Consider the following 17,081-nt stretch of genomic DNA (forward strand, 5'->3'; position numbering starts at 1 on the left):
TTTCGGTCTTCTCTCGAAGGGGGGTGGTAGATCCCTCCTAAGAGAACACTGTTCCGTACTAGGCTGAAGGCCCATGGCCGCGCCGCCGGACGACGCAGTCGCGGCCTTGTGCGCTCCGTCCCGGCGCACCCGCGGACCTTCAAAGGAGAAAGCATGTCGCAGCACGACACCCTGTTCATCGGCGGCGAGTGGGCGTCACCCAGCTCCGGCCAGCGGATCGAGGTGCGCTCGGCCAGCACCGAGGAGATCATCGGCTCCGTGCCCGAGGCCCAGGAGGCCGACGTGGACGCCGCCGTCGCGGCGGCGCGGGCGGCCTTCGAGGACCCGGACGGCTGGGCGCGCTGGGCGCCGACCGACCGGGCGGCCGCGCTGGAGCGGTTCGCCGACGCCCTGGACAAGCGGGGCCAGGAGATCGCCAAGCTGGTCAGCGCGCAGAACGGCATGCCGGTTGCCATCTCCTCGCGTTTCGAAGGGGTCTTCCCCTCGGTGCTGCTGCGCTACTACGCCGGGGTGATCCGGCAGGCCGAGCCGGAGGAACGTCGTCCCGGCCTGCTCGGCGGCACCACCATCGTGCGCCGATACCCGATCGGTGTGGTCGGCGCGATCGTGCCGTGGAACTTCCCGCAGTCGCTGGCCGCGTTCAAGTACGCGCCCGCGCTGGCCGCCGGCTGCACGCTGGTGATCAAGCCGTCGCCGGAGACCGTGCTCGACTCGGTGCCACTGGCCGAGGCGGCCAGCGAGGCCGGCATCCCGGCCGGGGTGATCAACTGGGTGCCCGGCGGCCGGGAGATCGGCGCCTACCTGGTGTCCCACCCGGGCATCGACAAGGTCTCGTTCACCGGCTCCACGGCGGCCGGGCGCAGCATCGGCGAGGTGTGCGGGCGGCTGCTCCGGCCGGTGACCCTGGAGCTGGGCGGCAAGTCGGCCGCGATCGTGCTGGACGACGCCCAGCTGGACCTGGCCGCCATCGGCGAGAAGCTGTTCACCGCGACCCTGCTGAACAACGGGCAGACCTGCTTCCTGGGCACCCGGGTGCTCGCTCCCCGCTCGCGCTACGACGAGGTGGTCGAAGTGTTCGCCGCCCTGGCCGGCTCGCTGGCCGTCGGTGACGCGCTGGACGAGACCACCCAGGTCGGCCCGCTGGCCAGCGACCGGCAGCGGGACCGGGTGGAGGGTTACATCGCCAAGGGCAAGGCCGAGGGCGCCCGGGTGGTGGTCGGCGGCGGCCGCCCGGACCGGGACAAGGGCTGGTTCGTCCAGCCGACGATCTTCGCCGACGTGGACAACAACCACACCATCGCCCAGGAGGAGATCTTCGGCCCGGTGCTGTCGCTGATCCCCTACGCCGACGACGACGATGCCGTGCGGATCGCCAACGACTCCGACTACGGGCTCGGCGGCTCGGTGTGGACCGGGGACGACGAGCGCGGCCTCGCCGTCGCGCGGCGGGTGCAGACCGGCAGCATCGGGCTGAACAACTTCATGCTCGACCCGACCGCTCCGTTCGGCGGGGTGAAGGCCAGCGGCCTCGGGCGTGAGCTCGGCCCCGAGGCCATCGGCCACTACCAGCAGACCCAGTCCATCTTCACCTGACCGACGCGCGCTGTGGGTCATCGGCCGGCACCGCGGGCCGGTGACCCACAGTCGGCGCCACGCCGGTCCGGACCAGCGCGTCCATTGCGACCAGCCCGAGCAGGATGCACAGCACGGCCGCGAAGAGGCGGGCCGGGTCGGACACGTCGGCGTTGTGCGCCAGGAACAGCGGCATGTGCGCCACCCAGGACGCGAAGTAGGTCACGTACGGCACCAGCACCAGCAGAAGCCGGCGGGCGCCAGTGAACCACCAGGGCAGCCGGGCCACCAGCACCGCGGCGAACAGCGAGCCCAGTGAGTTGATGACCAGCCAGTTGAGCGGGAAGCCGCCCACCTCCAGCGGCTGGTAGCCGTAGTACTGGTAGAGCCCGCTGGCCAGGATGGGCATCTCCAGGATCAGGTTCACCACCCACACGCCGCCGATGGCCGCCCACATCCGCCGTCGGGTCGGCCCGGTGGCCAGCAGTTCGGCGGTGAGCCAGGTCAGCCCGCCGAAGAAGCCGACATAGGCGGTCACCACCCACCATGGCACCGCGTAGCCGAAGGCCGAGTAGGCGATCGCGCCGTCCGGGGGAAACCAGCAGTGGCCGAGCTGGTCGACCAACGCCTCGTTCATCGAACAGCCGAGCCCGCCGACCAGCAGGAGCACCCCGGTCGGCTGCCCGGTGCGGTACCAGCGCCAGAGGGCGCCGAGCACCATCGCGGCGACCACGGCACCGATGGCCAGCTGGGCGGTGGTCTGCGCGCCCACCGGCGTGGTCATGCCGACCGGTGGCACGTCGACGGCGGTCAGGAACATGTCGGCCTCCTCGGTTGCCGGTCAAGATCCAGGAGCGCGGTTGCGGCCCGCTCGCCCCACCGCACGGCGGACTCCATCGAGCCGGCGCCGAACAGGTCGCCGGCCAGCCGCACCCGGCCGTCGGCGGGCAGCGCGTCGAGCAGGCCGGCCGCCCGGCGCCAGAACCCGGGGGTGGCCAGGTAGCCGGCCTTGGGCCAGCGGGTCACCACGGCCAGGTCGCGCCTCCCGGCCAGCTCGGGGCACAGGGCCTCGACGGTGCCGGCCGCCCAGTCCACGATCTGTTCGTCGGTGCGGCCCAGGTAGCGGTCGGTGACGGTGGTGTCGGTGTAGAGGGTGATCAGGCTGTGCCCGTCCGGGGCGCGGTCGGGGGCCTTGTTGTGCTGCAGGAAGATGAGCAGCACGTCGGCCAGCTCGGCGGTGGGTACCTGCACGATGTACGCGGCGCTGCGGGTGCGCGCCCGGTAGCCCAGCGAGACGCTCACCAGCTTCACGTCGGCCAGCCGGTCGGCGAACTCCGGCGAGTAGCCCTTCAACGACGGCCAGATCTCCACCGCCGTGTGGTACATCGCGCCGATCACGCAGCCGTCCGCGTCGACGGTGTGGGCCTCGCCCCCGGCATCCAGGTAGCGCACCCGCACCCCGTCGTCGCTTTCGTCCACGCCGGTGACCGTGGCGCCGTAGGTCACCGGTACCTCGGCGGCTAGGGCGGCCGGTAGCCGGTCCAACCCGCCCCGCACGTTCACCACCGGTGCGGTCCAGGCCCGCAGGGCGCCGAGCAGGTTCAGCGCCGAGGCGGTGCGCGCCCCGCTGCCCGTGGTCAGCCGCATGACCGGGTCGACCAGGTACTCGGCCACCTCGGTGCCGAACGTGCGCAGCGCGAGGTCGTGCGCGCTGACGTCCGGGTCGTCCAGGTCGGCCCGGTTGACCAGTTCGTAGGAGTCCACGTCCCGGGCGGCCTTGCGCAGGCGCAGCCAACCGGTGAGCAGCCGCCCGGCCGCGGCCGGGCCGAGGGCCCGCCGGGTGAGCGCCCGCCACGGCCGGCGCGGATCGATGTCGATCAGCCGGCCGTCCCGCACCAGGCCGACCACCGGGCTGCTCGGCGCCACGCGGTCGGCCAGGCCCAGTTCGTCGACCAGTGCGAGATAGCTGGAGTAGCTGCCGGTCAGCGCGTCCGGCCCGGTGTCCACCAGGTAATCGCCGTGGCGCTCGCTGCGGGCCCGCCCGCCGGGCAGCTCGTCGCGCTCCAGCACCAGGACCTCCGTCCCGGCCCGGCGCAGCCGGTGCGCGGCCGCCAGTCCGGACAGCCCGGCGCCCACCACCACAACCCGCATGCTCAAACCTCCCTGATTGACATACAGCGATAAGTGTCACATAGTCATGAGAGCTGTGTCACGCCCTTCCTCTAAGGAGCGCACGATGCCGAAGCTCGATGCCGACGTGGTGGTGGTCGGAGCCGGAGTCGCGGGCCTGTGCTGTGCGGCCCAGTTGGTGGCCGAGGGGGTGAGCGCGGCCGTGGTCTGCGAGACCCCCGAGGTGGGCTGGGCGCTGCGCTCGGCCCAGCTCGGCACCCGCAGCAAGGGGTTCGTGCAGCACCCGATCTTCCAGCCGGGACTGAACGGCGGCTCCTGGTTCAGCGCCGCACGGATCGTCAACGCGCCGGTGTCGTTCCACGTCAGCCCGCCGATGCACATCCTGAACAAGGCCACCGGGGCCCGCGCGGAGCTGCGCGCCGCACCGTCGGCGAGCGCCATCCTGGACGTGCTGGCGCCGCTGGTGCCGTTCCCGCTGGACGAGCTGCGCGCCGACCTGGAGCGGGTGCTGAACGTCGCGCTGCGCATGTCCTGGGAGGACCTGGCCGCGCTGCAGCGCACCCCGCTCACCCACTGGGTGGCCGAGCAGGGCGGCGACCAGACGCTGACCATGATCATGTGTGTGCTCGCGGCCAACCTCACCGAGACCACGCCACAGGTGGCGGCCGAGCACGTCTCGGTCTACGGGATGATGGGCATGCTGCGCGGCCTGGTCAGCGGCGAGGCGTTCGTCACCGCGCCCAGCCCGGACCCGTGGGAGGGGCTGCTGGTGCCGTTGGGCCGGGGCCTGGACGCCGCCGGGTGCCCGGTGCGCCGGGGTGCCCGGGTGGAGCAGCTGATCGTGGAGGACGGCCGGGCGGCCGGGGTCGCGCTGCGCGGCGGCGACGAGGTGCGCGGGCGCGCGGTGGCGCTGGCGGTGGGCAACCCGCGGATACCCGGGCTGCTCGGCCCGCTGGCTTCCGAGGTGGCCGCCCCGCTGGACTACGCGAACCAGCTGCTGGGGCACGACGCGTGCACGTACTCGCTGCTGGACAAGCCCGTGGTGCCGCTACAGAACATGACCATGGTCGCCGACGCGGCGGGCAGCAACCTCGCCTACCTGTTCCCCATGCAGGCGATCGCCCCGGACTCCACCGAGGAGGGCCGCTGGCTGCTCGCCGCCCAGGCGCAGTTCTCCAAGGAAGCCTACGCGGAGATCGGCGGCCACGACGGCGCGGTGAAACACCTGCTCGACCTGCAGGAGGACATGTTCCCGGGCTTCCACGACGCCACTGTGGACCGCACCGAGATGACCCACAAACACCACTGGCTGAACCCGCTCACCCACGGCCCCAAGCTGCCGCCGCAGAGCTCCGAGGTGCCCGGGCTGTACTTCGCCGGGGACGGCTCGACGCCGATCCTGGGCATCGGGGTGGAAGGAGCAGGCCAGGCCGGCGCGATCCGCGCCCGCCAGATCGCCGCCGACTTGCGCGGCTAGGGTGCGGTGCCGATTCCAAGACGGCTTGGGCGGCGCGGCGTGGCCGGTCTTCCGTGGCGTCGACTGGCCCGTGGCGGTGAGGTAGGGGCGCCACCCAATTGGCGTGGCCAGCGTTTCTCCGGGTGTCGCTCGGCTCTCAGCTGTCACTCTGATTGCACGACATTCACGCCATGGGGATTTGATCTTGTTACTAAGTACAGAGTTACAAAGATCTTGGACCCCTCGCCGTGACGGCTAGTCACAGCTTCGCAAAGCGGGCACGATCACCATCTGTGCACTGAGCGATTCGCTACTGGCACAGGTCGTTGACCAGCTCATCGCCGATGGACCCGCAACACCACTCCGACCGGCTGGAATCGGTTCCCCCGGTCATCTCGCAAGCAAAGTCGCATGGATGTGGTCATCCAAGTCCGCCACGAACGACTCCGTACGCCACTTACGTAGCTCTAGGCGTGCTTGCCGAATACGTTGCGACGCCACGCGACCACCTGTGCCGGCGGCGATATCCACGGACTCATGTAGGAGCGCTACCGAGGCACGCGGGTCTCCCAACCGTTGCCTGGCGATTGCTAGATCTGTCGTGTTGATTCCGAGCTGGACCTTGCTCCGTGGGTCTTGAAGGCTCGTGATGCACCGCTCGATTCTCTCGCTAGCCACCTCGGCGCGTCCGATGTGAAGCTGGCAGACTCCTTCAAATCCGTTCAGACGGTCATGGTTGAAGTCGCCGCTTGGATCGTCGACCGTGTCGCGGTCCACAGTCTTCCAAGCCCTCAGCAGCGCTACCTCGGTTTCTCGATGGAGTCCGGCGCGCGCGGACATCTCGGCTTGCACAGCCAAAGCGCGCGCCCGAACGCTGATGCTTGAGCCGACTTCGGCGGCTTTTACTGCCGCATGCGCGATCTCGCGAGCGGAGTTGGGAACTCCTGAAATGTAGTGAGTTACCATCGCGTGACTCGTGTACACCGCTGCTAAGTGCCGCGAGTCAGTAACCTTGCTCGCCGCATCAGTTGCGGCACCATACAACTGAGATGACGCGTCATCATCCCGCGTTTCAAACGCAAGCCGACCTGCAAGCGTGAATGCATCCGAGGCGACGACTAGTAGGTCTTCTCGCAAAGACCCCGGGGTGTCCGTCGCGGCGATGAGACGACGGCAGGAGTCGACCGTCGGCGCAAGCTGTAGTTGAAGCCGCACAAACGGAACGGTGCCCACTCGATTATTTACATCTGTTACTACTTCGCGCAGTTCTACGAGCGTGCCGTGGCTCAGTTTACTGGGGTCGTGCAGCGCACGCGCGAGGTCAGGCGAGTAGCCGTTCCTTGAGAACGCAGAGAGCCCGCCGTATTGACGGGCTGCGTTCTCCGCGACTGCGGCTTGAAGCTCACGCAGACGGTCTTCATCAATGCCAAAATGGTGCAAGGCCGAAAGCAAGGCTTCAAAGTCAGAGCCTCCACCGATTGAGATCTCACCCGCGGGCGTCCGGGCGTAAAGGTGTGCGAGCAATAGCTGATTCCGCTCACCCATGCTTCCGTTGACACCGGCGCTCTCCCAGCGTGCGATATTTCGTTTGAGGCTAGCGACTTGAACGCCGGCCAGCGACGACATGCCGAGTTCTCCTGCAAGATCTCGAATCGCGCGGGCCATGTCAGCCCAAGACCAACCCCGTGCTTCTCGAAGTCGCCGCAATACCTCGGCACCGACGCTGCGATTGCGTCCACTCATATCGAGAGTCCATCAGGTGAGGTGGGCTAGATTGGCACAATCATACGAGGCTTTCTTTGCTCAGCTGCGTAGCCGAGAGTGTACCATGTGCCGCTCCCGGGATCGTCGTTACGCGGGAAACCAATAACGAACTGAGTGCGGTCCACCATCCAACGATTACGGACATGATAGGCCGGCGTCCCAAGTGCTGGCGCGTTGAGTTCGACGATATCCGCCAAGCGACCCGCCCGTGCCCAAGACCTGATGGCATCCGCCGCCTCGTGTGGCTGGTCGTTCACGCTGCACGGTACGGCAATGGTGATGGCCGAGGGGGTGTTGTTCGCTAGCCAGTTCAGGGTAAGAGTGTCTATCCCCAGTGCCCCACCGATATGAAAGTGTGCGTTCTGCTGCGCGAACGGCTCCAAATAGGCCTCGAAGATTCGACCGTAGAACTCGGCCGACCGATGCTCGGTCGAACGCGATCCGGTGATCGTGATCCCGTGTTCCACTGCGCTGTCCGCCTCCGTCCATGTCATCGGATGTCATCTACCGCCTCCACCATGATCAGGATTCCATGAGTCCGTGAACACGACCCGTAGCGCCCGTGACCTGGCGCTTCGCGTAGCACCGACGGACAAGAGGTGGCGGCGTCGGATGCGCTGGCGGCTCCGGTGGGCGCACGACAACGCCATAACGGACCTGCGGCATTTTCTTGCCACCCGTCGGGGAAATCAGACTCTCCGGGAGGCGCACCGTGGCTGATGGGAGTGAACAAGATCAAGGCTCCGTTGCTGGTGAAGAGTTCGAGCCCGTACGTTTCGTCGCCGCTGGCACAGGGGTGACGATGGCTGAACCTCCTGAAACACCGCGGCCGTGGCGTGCGGTTGTGTACTTCGTCGACAAGGACGACAACCGCACAGGCCGAGCGACGTTCTTGTGCGCGGATGCAGGCGAGGCGACTGAGCGCGCCAAAGTCGAGTTGGAAGAACGACGCCGGGACCATGGCCGTTGGCTGGGGGGACCCACAGGGTTGAGTGCTGAGGCAAAGATCGTTGCTCCAGATCGCCGGATAATTGGGCGGTTCTACCTGTTCAGCGAGCACGAGCCCCTGACTTGGGATCCGGAGGACCCGGACAACGACGAGTGGCAGCCTGCTTGTCGTGCATAGGCCCTATGCGGCCGGGTTCCCCCGGGGGCGGCACGTTATGGGCGTGTCCGACCGCCACCGACCGCATGGCCCTGTCAGCCCCCGGCGTGGTTCCTCCCGCGATACCGAGTCCTCGTTCGAGCGTTTTGTATCGCTGTATCGCGGCGTCGCGCCGGCCAAGCTTGATCAAAAGCTTGATGAGGTGCCGATAACCGGTTCGTGCAGCGGGTCAAAAGCGACGGCTTGTGTTAGGTATCGCCCGTAGTCTCACCGGTCGTGTGACGACAGGCGCGACCAGGCCGAAGAAGGACTCGGAGGGCGCCCACGCCTTGCGGGTCCGGCGTACGAGCCAGATGGCGCTCACGACCAGTAGCAGGACCGTTGACACCGCAGCCTGCGCGATGGGGCTGTTGAAGGTGAGCGCGCGCGGCCACATAGAGGGCACCGGCGGCGCCACCGGCATACTGGCGAATCCTCGGGGTCGGCTGCCCGCGGGCACCGGGTGCGCTGTCGCCGGGGTCACCGTTGAGGGCTTCGGGACAACCTTCGGAGGCAAAATGCGACGTGACGCCTCCCGGGCGGGGGCCGCCACAGGACCAGGGGTGGGCGCCTGTCTCGACCGACTTGGGCGTGCCAACCGCGCTTCACGCAAGGCCAAGAATGAGACCAGCACCCCTACTACGCCGGTCGCGACCTGGATGACGTCTGTCGCCGCGGACACGCCACCGGTTTGTACGACGGTCGCACCGAATGTCACCAGCGCCGCGACGTTCTCGCCTGTGCCTCGCCCCACCTGGTCCCAGCAGCCGCTCGTCGATCCGGTGACAACTGTCCGGCAGTCCAGCGCGGATTGGGTCATCGTCCCGGTGAGGAACTCCAGGTGGATCAGCTCGCCGACCGATAGGCCAGGCGTGTAAGTGTTGCCTGTGGGGCTTGTGAGACAGAAGGCGTCGGTGATCCTATTGCGACGGCACCCATTCGGGTCGCTCCGTCCGACATGGAGAGGCGATCATGCTCACGACGAGGTACACGATCGGGCAACTACTTGCCGCGCTGGCCGTCTCCGCCACAGTCCTCCTCGGCGCGGGTGTCACCGTGGCCGGACCAGGATCTCAAGGCTCGGTCATCGCATCGCCGACACCGCACGAGCTTCACGGTTCGCAAGGCCCAGGTGTTCCTTACCCTCCTTGCCTCGTATGCTGAACCCCGTCGACCGACTTGCCGATCTTGGTGACAGAGATGGTCTGCAAGTGACAACTATCGTCCGCAGTCGCACCCGGTCGCTCGATTGCGGGGGCGTGCCGGACTCGTTGTTATATCGAACGTGCGTTCCGGCCTCGCTTCAAGCTACGGCCCTGCACGGGGAGGTTCTCCGGATGAACACCACCAGAGACACCGCGCTCGGCGATGAGGCACAAATCCGGTTCGTTCACCGCAGTGGGGCTGGTTGACCCCACGAGCGGTTGATCGAGGCGATCACCTGGCGGACCCCCGGCGACCACCAGGACCACTACGAACTGACACTCGCGCTCACCGCCTGGCGAACCATCGACGAACCAGCGGCCCCCTGAGGTTGCCCGACTCTGAGAATGAAGATCACGGCGTCCTCCACTGTGGGGATGTCCGCGCTGGGGTCATGCTCACGGTGTAGGCCCTCTTTGCGAGTAGACGCACCTCATAAGATCACTCACGTGTCTGTGTTCCATCGACCCCTGAAGATCGGCGTTGTGCTGCTAATGGTTGCCGGCGTCGCCCTGGCATTGATCGGAGCGACGGCCGCGTTCTCGCACCTACAGGAAAGTGACGCGGTGGCCTTCATCGCTGTCGCCGTAGTGCTTGCGGCCGCGGCGGTACTGGTCGCCCGGGAGGTGCGCTGGGTCGTCGCTGTCTGCTTCGTGGTTCTGGCCGGCCAGCTCGCTGCCATTATCGGGACCATCTGGGAGCTAACCCACGGGATCGCTGAGTTCAAGGAGAAACAGCTACAGGCTCTGGGCTTCGACCCAACTACCTCGGTCGCAATCAACCTCGCCTACTCCAGCATCGGGTTCGCACTATTTTGCTGGCTGGCATTGCGCTGGTGGTTTCAGCCTCGATAACGCGCACGGAAATCAGCGTGCCATCAAGGGTCGAGCCTGCAATATCAACAGTTCCAAACCGGCGAGAGAAGCCTCACCTGCCGACTCAACGGCGCACACCGCGGCCAGCAGCTCACGCACCTGGGCGGCGTGGGTAGCGGGTCCGTTCCCCGGCGTCGCCTATGTGGCAACCTCCGGCGGCTGCTGCACGTGGTCGAGCCCGAGGAGCTGCGCGGGGTGTTGCGCCGGGGGCTGGCCGAGCTGAGCGACCAGGTGTGAGCTACTTGAGCAGGTGCCGGGCCACCACCAGGCGCTGTACCTGGTTGGTGCCTTCGTAAATCTGGGTGATCTTGGCGTCCCGCATCATCCGCTCCACCGGGAAATCCCTGGTGTACCCGGCACCGCCCAGCGCCTGCACCGCGTCCGTGGTCACCTTCATCGCCACGTCGGAGGCGTAGCACTTGGCGGCGGCGCCGAAGAACGGCAGGTCGGCGTCCCCGCGCTCGGACTTCGCGGCGGCCAGGTAGACCATCTGTCGGGCCGTCTCCACGGCCATCGCCATGTCGGCCAGCATGAACTGCATGCCCTGGAACTCGGCGATGGCCTTGCCGAACTGCTTGCGCTCCTTGACGTACTCGACCGCCGCGTCCAGTGCGCCCTGGGCCACGCCGACCGCCTGCGCGCCGATGGTCACCCGGGTGTGGTCCAGGGTACGCAGGGCGATCTTGAGGCCCTCCCCCGGCGCACCCACCATCCGGTCGCCCGGGATGCGCACGTTGTCGAAGTGCAGCTCGCGGGTGGGCGAGCCCTTGATGCCGAGCTTGCGCTCCGGGGCGCCGAAGCTGAAGCCGGGGTCGGAGCGCTCCACCACGAACGCGCTCACGTTCGCGCCGCGCTTGCCGTCCGGGTCGGTCACCGCCAGCACCGTGTAGTACTCGGAGAAGCCGGCGTTCGTGATCCACGCCTTGTGCCCGTTCAGCACCCACTCGTCCCCGTCGGCAACCGCGCGGCACTTCATGGAGGCGGTGTCCGAGCCGGCCTCCCGCTCGGAGAGCGCATAGGAGAACCCGGCCTCGCCCCGCGCCAGCGGGGGCAGGTACTTGGCCTTGACCTCCTCCGAGGCGCCCAGGATCAGCGGCAGGCTGCCCAGCTTGTTCACCGCCGGGATGAGCGAGGAGGACACGCAGGCCCTGGCCACCTCCTCGATCACGATGCAGGTGGCCAGCGCGTCCGCGCCCGCCCCGCCGTACTGCTCGGGCACGTGCGGGGCGTGGAAGTCGGACGCGACCAGCGCGTCGTAGGCGGCCTGCGGGAACTCCGCCTTTTCGTCCACCTCGGCCGCGTACGGCGCGATCTTGTCGGTGGCCACCGCGCGCACGGCTTCCCGGATGGCCTCGTGGTCCTCGGACAGGCGGAAGTGGTCGAACTCCTGGTTCATCGGGTCCCCTGTGTTGTCCCGCGCGCCTAACTGGGCGCGCGCTCGGCGAGCGCGTTCCGCGCTGTTCAGGTGTAGGTGTAGAAACCGCGGCCGGTCTTGCGGCCGAGCAGGCCGGCGTCGACCATCCGGGCCAGCAGCGGCGGCGGCGCGTACAGCGGCTCCTTGAACTCCTCGTACAGCGACTCGGCCACCGCCTTGGTGGTGTCCAGGCCGATCAGGTCGGCCAGCGCCAGCGGCCCCTGCGGGTGGGCTGCACCCCGGACCAGCCCCTGGTCGATGTCCTCGGCGGTGGCGAAGCCGGACTCGAACATCCGGATCGCCGACAGCACGAACGGGATGAGCAGCGCGTTCACGATGAACCCGGCCCGGTCCTGGCAGTCGATGGTGTGCTTGCCCAGGTCGTCCTGCACGAAGGCGCGCACCCGTTCGGTGGTCTTCGGCGAGGTGAGCAGGCTGGGCACCAGCTCGACCAGCGACAGCACCGGCACCGGGTTGAAGAAGTGCACGCCCAGCACCTGGGCCGGGCGCCGGGTGGCCACGGCCAGCTTCATGATCGGGATGGACGAGGTGTTGGACGAGAGCACCGCGTCGTCCGACTCGACGATCATGTCCAGCCGGGAGAACAGCTCGACCTTGGCCCGCTCGTCCTCGGCGATGGCCTCGATCACCAGCTCGCGGTCGGCCAGCTCCTCCAGGTCGGTGAGCACCCGGATCCGGTCCAGCACCTCGGCCGCACTGGTGATCTTGCCCTTGCTCTCCGCGCGGGCGAGGGACTTGGCCACCCGTTCCCGCCCGGCCGTGGCGAAGGCCTGGTTGGCCTCCACGACCACCACGTCACAACCGGCGCGGGCGGACACCTCCGCGATTCCCGCGCCCATGAGACCGCATCCAACCACGCCAACGCGCTGCATCGAGTCCACCGTTCCATTGAAGGTACTCAGTACCATGTGTACGGTACTCAGTACCGCACCGGAGTGCAAGGAGTGGCGGATGGCGAAGGAAAGCACCAAGGAACGCCTCATCGAGGCGGCTTTCGCGCTGTTCGACGAGCGCGGCTACGAGGCGACCACGGTGGACGACATCGTGGAGCGCGCCGGGGTCGGCCGCACCACGTTCTTCCGCACGTTCCGGTCCAAGGAGGAGGTGATCTTCCCGGACCACGAGGCCGTGCTCGACGCCATCCGGTCCCGATTGGCCGGGTCCACCCAGCAGACCGCACTGGTAGCGGTGCGCGAAAGCGCCCGGCTGGTGCTGTCGCACTATCTCGGCGAGGGGCAGTTGGCGCTGGCCCGGTACCGGCTGACCAGCTCCGTTCCGGCGCTGCGCGAGCGGGAGACGGCGAGCACGCCGCGGTACCAGCGGGTGTTCCGGGAGTACATCCACGAGTGGATGGGCGGCCAGGAGGCGACCGCGCTGCGCGCCGAGCTGATGGCGGCCTCGGTGGTGACCGCGCACAACTACGTGCTGCGGCGGTGGCTGCGCGGGCTCACCGCCCGACCCGAGGCGGAGTTCGACGAGGCCATGGCCGCGACCCTCGAGCTGTTCGAGTCGGGCGGCGAGGCGGGCAGCATCGTCGCCTTCCGCACCACCAAGAGCCTGGACGCGGTGCTGCCCGGGTTGCGCGCCGTGCTGGGCGAGCCGGAGTGACCGCTCAGGACACGGCGGCCGCCGGGCGCAACGCGGCCCGCATCGCCACGCCGTCCACGTAGGAGTGCTTCTCGGCGACCAGGCCGTCCCTGACCAGCACGACATCGGCCAGGTCGATCCGGAACGGGTCACCGTGGGGCGAGGTCCCGGTCATCACGAACCGCACCGCCCAGAAACCGTCCCCGACGTTCAGGGAGACCAGCTCGAAGTCGAGGTCGGGCACCTGGGCGAAGTTGGCGGCGGCGGCCGCCCGGATCTCCTCCCGCCCGCGCGCCGGCGGCAGGCCGGAGTGCAGGTGGAAAACCGAGTCGGTGGTGTGCATCGCGGCGATCCGTTCCGGATCCCGGGCGGCCCAGCAGGCGTGGTAGCGCTCGTAGACGGCGTGCGTGGCGGCGGTCATGCAAGGCCTCCTTTGTGACAAACAGACAGTCGGTATGTAACTCGGTCGGCGGCCCGGCGGTCAAGAGCGACGGGCGAGTATATTGTTCGATAGTTGACGAACATCGAACAGGAGGATCGGATGACCACAGGTTTGGCTGGACTGGTCGCGCTGGTCACCGGGGCCGGGTCGGGCATCGGCCGCGCGGTTGCCGTGCAGTTCGCCGAGGCGGGTGCGTCCGTGCTCGGCGTCGGACGTCGCGCGGACCGGCTGGCCGCGACGGCCGCGCTGCACCCGGGGATCGCGACGCTGGTGGCCGACGTGCGCGAGCCCGGGGCGCCCGAGGAGATCGTCCGGACCGCAACCGAACGCTGGGGCCGGCTGGATGTGCTGGTGAACAACGCCGGGGTGTTCGTCGGGATGCCGCTGGAACGGGTCGAGGCCGCGGCCGTGACCGACCTGCTGGCCACCAACGTGACCGCGCCGAGCCTGCTGGCCGGTGCCGCCCTCGCTCCCCTACGCGCCGCCAAGGGTGCCATCGTGAACGTGTCCAGCACCTTCGGCCACCGCCCGGCGCCGGGCGCCGCGCACTACGCGGCCTCGAAGGCGGCACTGGAGTCGTTGACCCGGAGCTGGGCGCTGGAGCTGGCGCCGGACGGCGTGCGGGTGAACGCGGTCGCGCCGGGGCCGACCGAGTCGGAGGCACTGCTCGCCGCCGGCCTGACCGACCAGCAGATCGATCAGGTCAAGGCCGACGAGGCGGCCCGGATCCCGCTGGGCCGGCGCGGCGAGCCGGCCGAGGTCGCCCGGTGGATCGTGCAACTGGCCGACCCGGCCGGCGCCTGGGTGACCGGCCAGGTGCTCGCCGTGGACGGCGGCCTCGCACTAACGTGACCGCGGTGCGCAACGCCGACCACCCGGACGTCGACCAGCTGCGGCTGACCGACGTGATGTCCGCGCTGAGCGACCCGCTGCGGGTGGGCATCGTGCGGCTGCTGGCCGACGGCCGGGAGCACGCCTGGGGCGAGCTGCGGGTGCCGGTGGGCAAGTCCACGTTGAGCCACCACCTCAAGGTCCTGCGCGCGGCCGGCATCACCCGGACCCGCGAGGAGGGCACCCGCTGCTACGTGCGGCTGCGCACCGACGACGTGGAGGGCCGGTTCCCCGGTCTGCTCGCCTCGGTGTTGCACGCCGCCGACCGCGACGACGTGGGCGCCCAGGTGCGGCTGGCCGAGGCCTGAGCCGTCAGTGGGCGGCCCCCAGCTCGATCATCAGCACCCCGGCGATGATCAGCGCGACCCCGGAGGCCATCGCCCAGCCGAACGGTTCGCGGAACAACAGCCGGCCGAAGATCGCGGTGAGCGCGACGCCGGCCGCCGCCCACACGCCGTAGGCCACGCCGACCGCGACACCGCCGGCCAGCACCGCGCCCAACAGCGCGAAGGCGCCGGCGTAGCCGAGCACCACCGGGATGATCCAGATCTTCCGGGTGAAGCCGTGCGAGGCCTTCATGGCCAGCGTGGCCGCGGTCTCCATGGCGATCGCGCCGGACAGCAGCAACCAGGGCATGTCAGCCTCCCCCCGACACCCGGGTCCGAGCCCCGAACTCGACCACCAGCACGCCGGCGACCACCAGGCCGATACCGGCGACCACCGGCGGGGTCAGCCGGTCACCGAACAGCAGCGCGCCGCCCACCGAGGCCAGCGCCACGCCGCACGCGGCCCAGATCCCGTAGGCCACGCCGACCGGCATGCCCAGCTGGAGGACCCGCGCCACGCCGACGAACGCACCCGCGTACCCGGCTACCACCCCGACCAGCCACCACGGCTGGGCAAGGCCGTCCATGGCTCGCAGCGAGAGGGTGCCGAGCACCTCCAACAGGATGGCCACCGCGAGCAGCGAGAACCGGCTCACGCCAGCCGCTCGATACGCGCCAGCACGGCCGCGCGGACCTCGGCGGAAAGGCCGGTGGTCCCGGTCGCCTCGGCGAACCACAGGCCGTCGGCGGCCAGCCGGGCCACCTGCCGGTCGATGTCCGTGGGATCGGCGGTCGGCGGCGGGCTGGCCGTCCAGCGGGAGATCAACGCTCGCCACGGCGCGAGCAGCGCCTCGTCGTGGATCGAGTCGATCACGATGGCCAGGTCGGCGCGGCTGGCGCGGTGGCTGGCCGCCACGGCGGTGTAGGCGCGCAGCCGCGCACCCGGGGTGGCGTTCTCGTAGGTCGTACCCAGCTCCCGGGTGAGCGCGGACTCCCAGGCCTCGCTGATGTACTCCACGACCGCGAGCATCAGCTGTTCCTTGCTGGCGAAGTGGTAGATCAGGCCGCCCTTGCTGACCCCGGCCCGTTTGGCGGCGGCGTCCAGGGTCAGGCTGCCGATGCCGTTGCGTTCGGCGATCTGCACGGCCGCGTCCAGGATGGCGTGCCTCGAGCTCGGTCTCATAACTTAACTATACCGACTAGTCGGTTCAGTTACAAAGTCGGCGGTATGTTTTGCCGGATGCCCGACCAGGTAATCGAGATCGTGATCGCCGACTGGGAGATCGAGTGCTGCGCTCCCCCGCCGGCGATCGGGCAACGGGCCAGCTGGCGGCTGCGATTCGTGCCCACAGGGGACGACGAGTTCGCCACCGAGCGGTCGTGGATGGTGCTGCGGCACGAGGACGGCGGCATCCGCCTGCGCGGCGACGGTATCGAGGCGGCCTACGACCCGCACCGGGTGCCGCCGCCCGAACCCGGGCGCCACACGCTGCGCGGCTACCTCTCCGGCACCGTGCATGCCACCGAGGGCGACCTGCCGCCGGCCCACGGCTGGGTGCGCCGGGTCCGGGTGGTCACCCGGGAGCTGGCCTGGGAGGACGAGCGGGAGCGGGTGCTGCGCTGGGTGCCCGGCACCGCGCGCACCCGCGACGTCCGGGAGAGCCCCCGCTGGTTCACCCGGAGCCTCGGGCCGGGGCGGGTCGACGCGGGCGTGCTGATCGACCTGCAGCTAGTCCAGGGGCTTGCCCGGGGTGTAGTGACCGGCCACGGCCCGTGAGGTGACGCCGAACCGGTTCCAGGCGTTGATCGTGGTGATGCCGGCGATCAGGTAGGCGAGCTCGGCCTCGTCGAAGTGCTCGGCCGCCCGCTCGTACACCTCGTCTGGGACGAAACCGTCGGTGAGCACGGTGATCGCCTCGGTCAGCTCGAGCGCGGCCACCTCGCGCGCGGTGTAGAAGTGGCGCGACTCCTCCCACGCGGACAGCTGGACGATGCGCTCCACCGACTCGCCGGCGGCCAGCGCGTCCTTGGTGTGGATGTCGATGCAGAAGGCGCAGTGGTTGATCTGCGACGCCCGGATCTTCACCAGCTCGTACACGGTGGAGTCGATGCCCTGGCGCACGGCGGTCTCCAGCCGGAACATCGCCTTGTAGACATCGGGGGCCAGCTTCGCCATGTCCAGCCGGGGAGTGTGCTCCGCGACCCGGGGTTCCTGGGTGGTTGTCATGCCTGAACGGTAGGCCGGAACTGGCGCAG

19 protein-coding genes are annotated in these 17,081 nt (G+C 69.0%); 8 read left to right on the forward strand and 11 right to left on the reverse strand.

From position 1 onward, the window contains the following. Window positions 1-153 precede the first annotated feature (153 nt). Window positions 154-1,593: an aldehyde dehydrogenase family protein gene (locus ABEB12_RS11530; protein ID WP_185061868.1), complete on the forward strand. Its 1,440-nt coding sequence runs from the start codon at window positions 154-156 to the stop codon at window positions 1,591-1,593. On the opposite strand, the gene ABEB12_RS11535 is transcribed toward ABEB12_RS11530, so the two are convergent. Both ABEB12_RS11535 and ABEB12_RS11540 read right to left on the reverse strand, forming a co-directional pair. Next, a complete protein-coding gene (locus ABEB12_RS11535; RefSeq protein ID WP_185061866.1) occupies window positions 1,586-2,392 on the reverse strand; it encodes a hypothetical protein in 807 nt (268 codons plus the stop codon). The genes ABEB12_RS11530 and ABEB12_RS11535 overlap by 8 nt on opposite strands. Further along, window positions 2,383-3,723, reverse strand: coding sequence for an FAD-dependent oxidoreductase (locus ABEB12_RS11540; RefSeq protein WP_185061864.1), 1,341 nt, complete (start codon window positions 3,721-3,723; stop codon window positions 2,383-2,385). Before ABEB12_RS11540 ends, ABEB12_RS11535 begins: the two co-directional genes overlap by 10 nt. Window positions 3,724-3,808: 85 nt before the next feature. On the opposite strand from ABEB12_RS11540, the gene ABEB12_RS11545 reads away from it, so the two are divergent. Next, complete coding sequence (locus ABEB12_RS11545) at window positions 3,809-5,179, forward strand: FAD-binding protein (protein WP_185061862.1); 1,371 nt, start codon at window positions 3,809-3,811, stop codon at window positions 5,177-5,179. 369 nt (window positions 5,180-5,548) lie between these two features. On the opposite strand, the gene ABEB12_RS11550 is transcribed toward ABEB12_RS11545, so the two are convergent. Continuing rightward, a complete protein-coding gene (locus ABEB12_RS11550; RefSeq protein WP_345702751.1) occupies window positions 5,549-6,784 on the reverse strand; it encodes a hypothetical protein in 1,236 nt (411 codons plus the stop codon). A 143-nt stretch (window positions 6,785-6,927) separates the two neighbouring features. Continuing rightward, on the reverse strand, window positions 6,928-7,416 hold the full coding sequence (locus ABEB12_RS11555; RefSeq protein ID WP_185061858.1) for a hypothetical protein: 489 nt from the start codon (window positions 7,414-7,416) through the stop codon (window positions 6,928-6,930). 2,302 nt (window positions 7,417-9,718) lie between these two features. Between ABEB12_RS11555 and ABEB12_RS11560 the strand changes: the two genes are divergently transcribed. Together ABEB12_RS11560 and ABEB12_RS11565 are read left to right on the forward strand one after the other, a co-directional pair. After that, window positions 9,719-10,123: a hypothetical protein gene (locus tag ABEB12_RS11560; RefSeq protein WP_185061855.1), complete on the forward strand. Its 405-nt coding sequence runs from the start codon at window positions 9,719-9,721 to the stop codon at window positions 10,121-10,123. A gap of 129 nt (window positions 10,124-10,252) precedes the next feature. Next, complete coding sequence (locus ABEB12_RS11565) at window positions 10,253-10,381, forward strand: hypothetical protein (protein ID WP_345702752.1); 129 nt, start codon at window positions 10,253-10,255, stop codon at window positions 10,379-10,381. 1 nt (window position 10,382) lies between these two features. On the opposite strand, the gene ABEB12_RS11570 is transcribed toward ABEB12_RS11565, so the two are convergent. Both ABEB12_RS11570 and ABEB12_RS11575 read right to left on the reverse strand, forming a co-directional pair. Next, window positions 10,383-11,540, reverse strand: a complete 1,158-nt coding sequence (locus tag ABEB12_RS11570; RefSeq protein WP_185061853.1) for an acyl-CoA dehydrogenase family protein — start codon at window positions 11,538-11,540, stop codon at window positions 10,383-10,385. A 65-nt stretch (window positions 11,541-11,605) separates the two neighbouring features. Then, the gene (locus ABEB12_RS11575) at window positions 11,606-12,460 is read right to left on the reverse strand and encodes a 3-hydroxybutyryl-CoA dehydrogenase (RefSeq protein WP_345702753.1); all 855 of its coding nucleotides are present in this window, start codon (window positions 12,458-12,460) and stop codon (window positions 11,606-11,608) included. A 70-nt stretch (window positions 12,461-12,530) separates the two neighbouring features. Between ABEB12_RS11575 and ABEB12_RS11580 the strand changes: the two genes are divergently transcribed. Then, a complete protein-coding gene (locus ABEB12_RS11580; protein WP_185061849.1) occupies window positions 12,531-13,187 on the forward strand; it encodes a TetR family transcriptional regulator in 657 nt (218 codons plus the stop codon). Window positions 13,188-13,191: 4 nt separating this feature from the next. On the opposite strand, the gene ABEB12_RS11585 is transcribed toward ABEB12_RS11580, so the two are convergent. After that, window positions 13,192-13,587, reverse strand: coding sequence for a nuclear transport factor 2 family protein (locus ABEB12_RS11585; RefSeq protein WP_185061847.1), 396 nt, complete (start codon window positions 13,585-13,587; stop codon window positions 13,192-13,194). A 120-nt stretch (window positions 13,588-13,707) separates the two neighbouring features. On the opposite strand from ABEB12_RS11585, the gene ABEB12_RS11590 reads away from it, so the two are divergent. Both ABEB12_RS11590 and ABEB12_RS11595 read left to right on the forward strand, forming a co-directional pair. After that, window positions 13,708-14,460: an SDR family oxidoreductase gene (locus tag ABEB12_RS11590; RefSeq protein WP_185061845.1), complete on the forward strand. Its 753-nt coding sequence runs from the start codon at window positions 13,708-13,710 to the stop codon at window positions 14,458-14,460. A gap of 5 nt (window positions 14,461-14,465) precedes the next feature. Then, complete coding sequence (locus ABEB12_RS11595; protein WP_345702754.1) at window positions 14,466-14,807, forward strand: ArsR/SmtB family transcription factor; 342 nt, start codon at window positions 14,466-14,468, stop codon at window positions 14,805-14,807. A 4-nt stretch (window positions 14,808-14,811) separates the two neighbouring features. On the opposite strand, the gene ABEB12_RS11600 is transcribed toward ABEB12_RS11595, so the two are convergent. Genes ABEB12_RS11600 through ABEB12_RS11610 form a run of 3 tightly spaced genes read right to left on the reverse strand, consistent with a single transcriptional unit; the run spans window position 14,812 to window position 16,008 of the window. Continuing rightward, on the reverse strand, window positions 14,812-15,135 hold the full coding sequence (locus ABEB12_RS11600) for an SMR family transporter (RefSeq protein WP_185061841.1): 324 nt from the start codon (window positions 15,133-15,135) through the stop codon (window positions 14,812-14,814). A gap of 1 nt (window position 15,136) precedes the next feature. Further along, the gene (locus ABEB12_RS11605) at window positions 15,137-15,481 is read right to left on the reverse strand and encodes an SMR family transporter (protein WP_185061839.1); all 345 of its coding nucleotides are present in this window, start codon (window positions 15,479-15,481) and stop codon (window positions 15,137-15,139) included. Next, complete coding sequence (locus ABEB12_RS11610) at window positions 15,478-16,008, reverse strand: TetR family transcriptional regulator (RefSeq protein ID WP_185061837.1); 531 nt, start codon at window positions 16,006-16,008, stop codon at window positions 15,478-15,480. The genes ABEB12_RS11605 and ABEB12_RS11610 overlap by 4 nt, the downstream gene beginning before the upstream one ends. Before the next feature lie 57 nt (window positions 16,009-16,065). On the opposite strand from ABEB12_RS11610, the gene ABEB12_RS11615 reads away from it, so the two are divergent. Beyond that, a complete protein-coding gene (locus ABEB12_RS11615; RefSeq protein ID WP_185061835.1) occupies window positions 16,066-16,602 on the forward strand; it encodes a DUF6578 domain-containing protein in 537 nt (178 codons plus the stop codon). Here the strand turns inward: ABEB12_RS11615 and ABEB12_RS11620 are convergent. After that, window positions 16,555-17,052, reverse strand: coding sequence for a carboxymuconolactone decarboxylase family protein (locus ABEB12_RS11620; RefSeq protein WP_185061833.1), 498 nt, complete (start codon window positions 17,050-17,052; stop codon window positions 16,555-16,557). The two genes, ABEB12_RS11615 and ABEB12_RS11620, sit on opposite strands and share 48 nt — an antisense overlap. Between the last annotated feature and the right edge of the window lie 29 nt (window positions 17,053-17,081).

The sequence above is a fragment of the Actinospineispora eucalypti genome (assembly GCF_039543365.1).
GTDB lineage: Bacteria > Actinomycetota > Actinomycetes > Mycobacteriales > Pseudonocardiaceae > Pseudonocardia > Pseudonocardia eucalypti.

Excerpts from the sequence above, each read along its gene's own strand:
- ABEB12_RS11600 (WP_185061841.1), bottom strand. The coding sequence starts at position 15,135 with ATGCCCTGGTTGCTGCTGTCCGGCGCGATCGCCATGGAGACCGCGGCC.
- ABEB12_RS11535 (WP_185061866.1), bottom strand. The coding sequence starts at position 2,392 with ATGTTCCTGACCGCCGTCGACGTGCCACCGGTCGGCATGACCACGCCG.
- ABEB12_RS11610 (WP_185061837.1), bottom strand. The coding sequence starts at position 16,008 with ATGAGACCGAGCTCGAGGCACGCCATCCTGGACGCGGCCGTGCAGATC.
- ABEB12_RS11580 (WP_185061849.1), top strand. The coding sequence starts at position 12,531 with ATGGCGAAGGAAAGCACCAAGGAACGCCTCATCGAGGCGGCTTTCGCG.
- ABEB12_RS11545 (WP_185061862.1), top strand. The coding sequence starts at position 3,809 with ATGCCGAAGCTCGATGCCGACGTGGTGGTGGTCGGAGCCGGAGTCGCG.
- ABEB12_RS11590 (WP_185061845.1), top strand. The coding sequence starts at position 13,708 with ATGACCACAGGTTTGGCTGGACTGGTCGCGCTGGTCACCGGGGCCGGG.
- ABEB12_RS11550 (WP_345702751.1), bottom strand. The coding sequence starts at position 6,784 with ATGTCGTCGCTGGCCGGCGTTCAAGTCGCTAGCCTCAAACGAAATATC.
- ABEB12_RS11555 (WP_185061858.1), bottom strand. The coding sequence starts at position 7,416 with ATGACATGGACGGAGGCGGACAGCGCAGTGGAACACGGGATCACGATC.
- ABEB12_RS11540 (WP_185061864.1), bottom strand. The coding sequence starts at position 3,723 with ATGCGGGTTGTGGTGGTGGGCGCCGGGCTGTCCGGACTGGCGGCCGCG.
- ABEB12_RS11615 (WP_185061835.1), top strand. The coding sequence starts at position 16,066 with ATGCCCGACCAGGTAATCGAGATCGTGATCGCCGACTGGGAGATCGAG.
- ABEB12_RS11530 (WP_185061868.1), top strand. The coding sequence starts at position 154 with ATGTCGCAGCACGACACCCTGTTCATCGGCGGCGAGTGGGCGTCACCC.
- ABEB12_RS11570 (WP_185061853.1), bottom strand. The coding sequence starts at position 11,540 with ATGAACCAGGAGTTCGACCACTTCCGCCTGTCCGAGGACCACGAGGCC.
- ABEB12_RS11620 (WP_185061833.1), bottom strand. The coding sequence starts at position 17,052 with ATGACAACCACCCAGGAACCCCGGGTCGCGGAGCACACTCCCCGGCTG.
- ABEB12_RS11585 (WP_185061847.1), bottom strand. The coding sequence starts at position 13,587 with ATGACCGCCGCCACGCACGCCGTCTACGAGCGCTACCACGCCTGCTGG.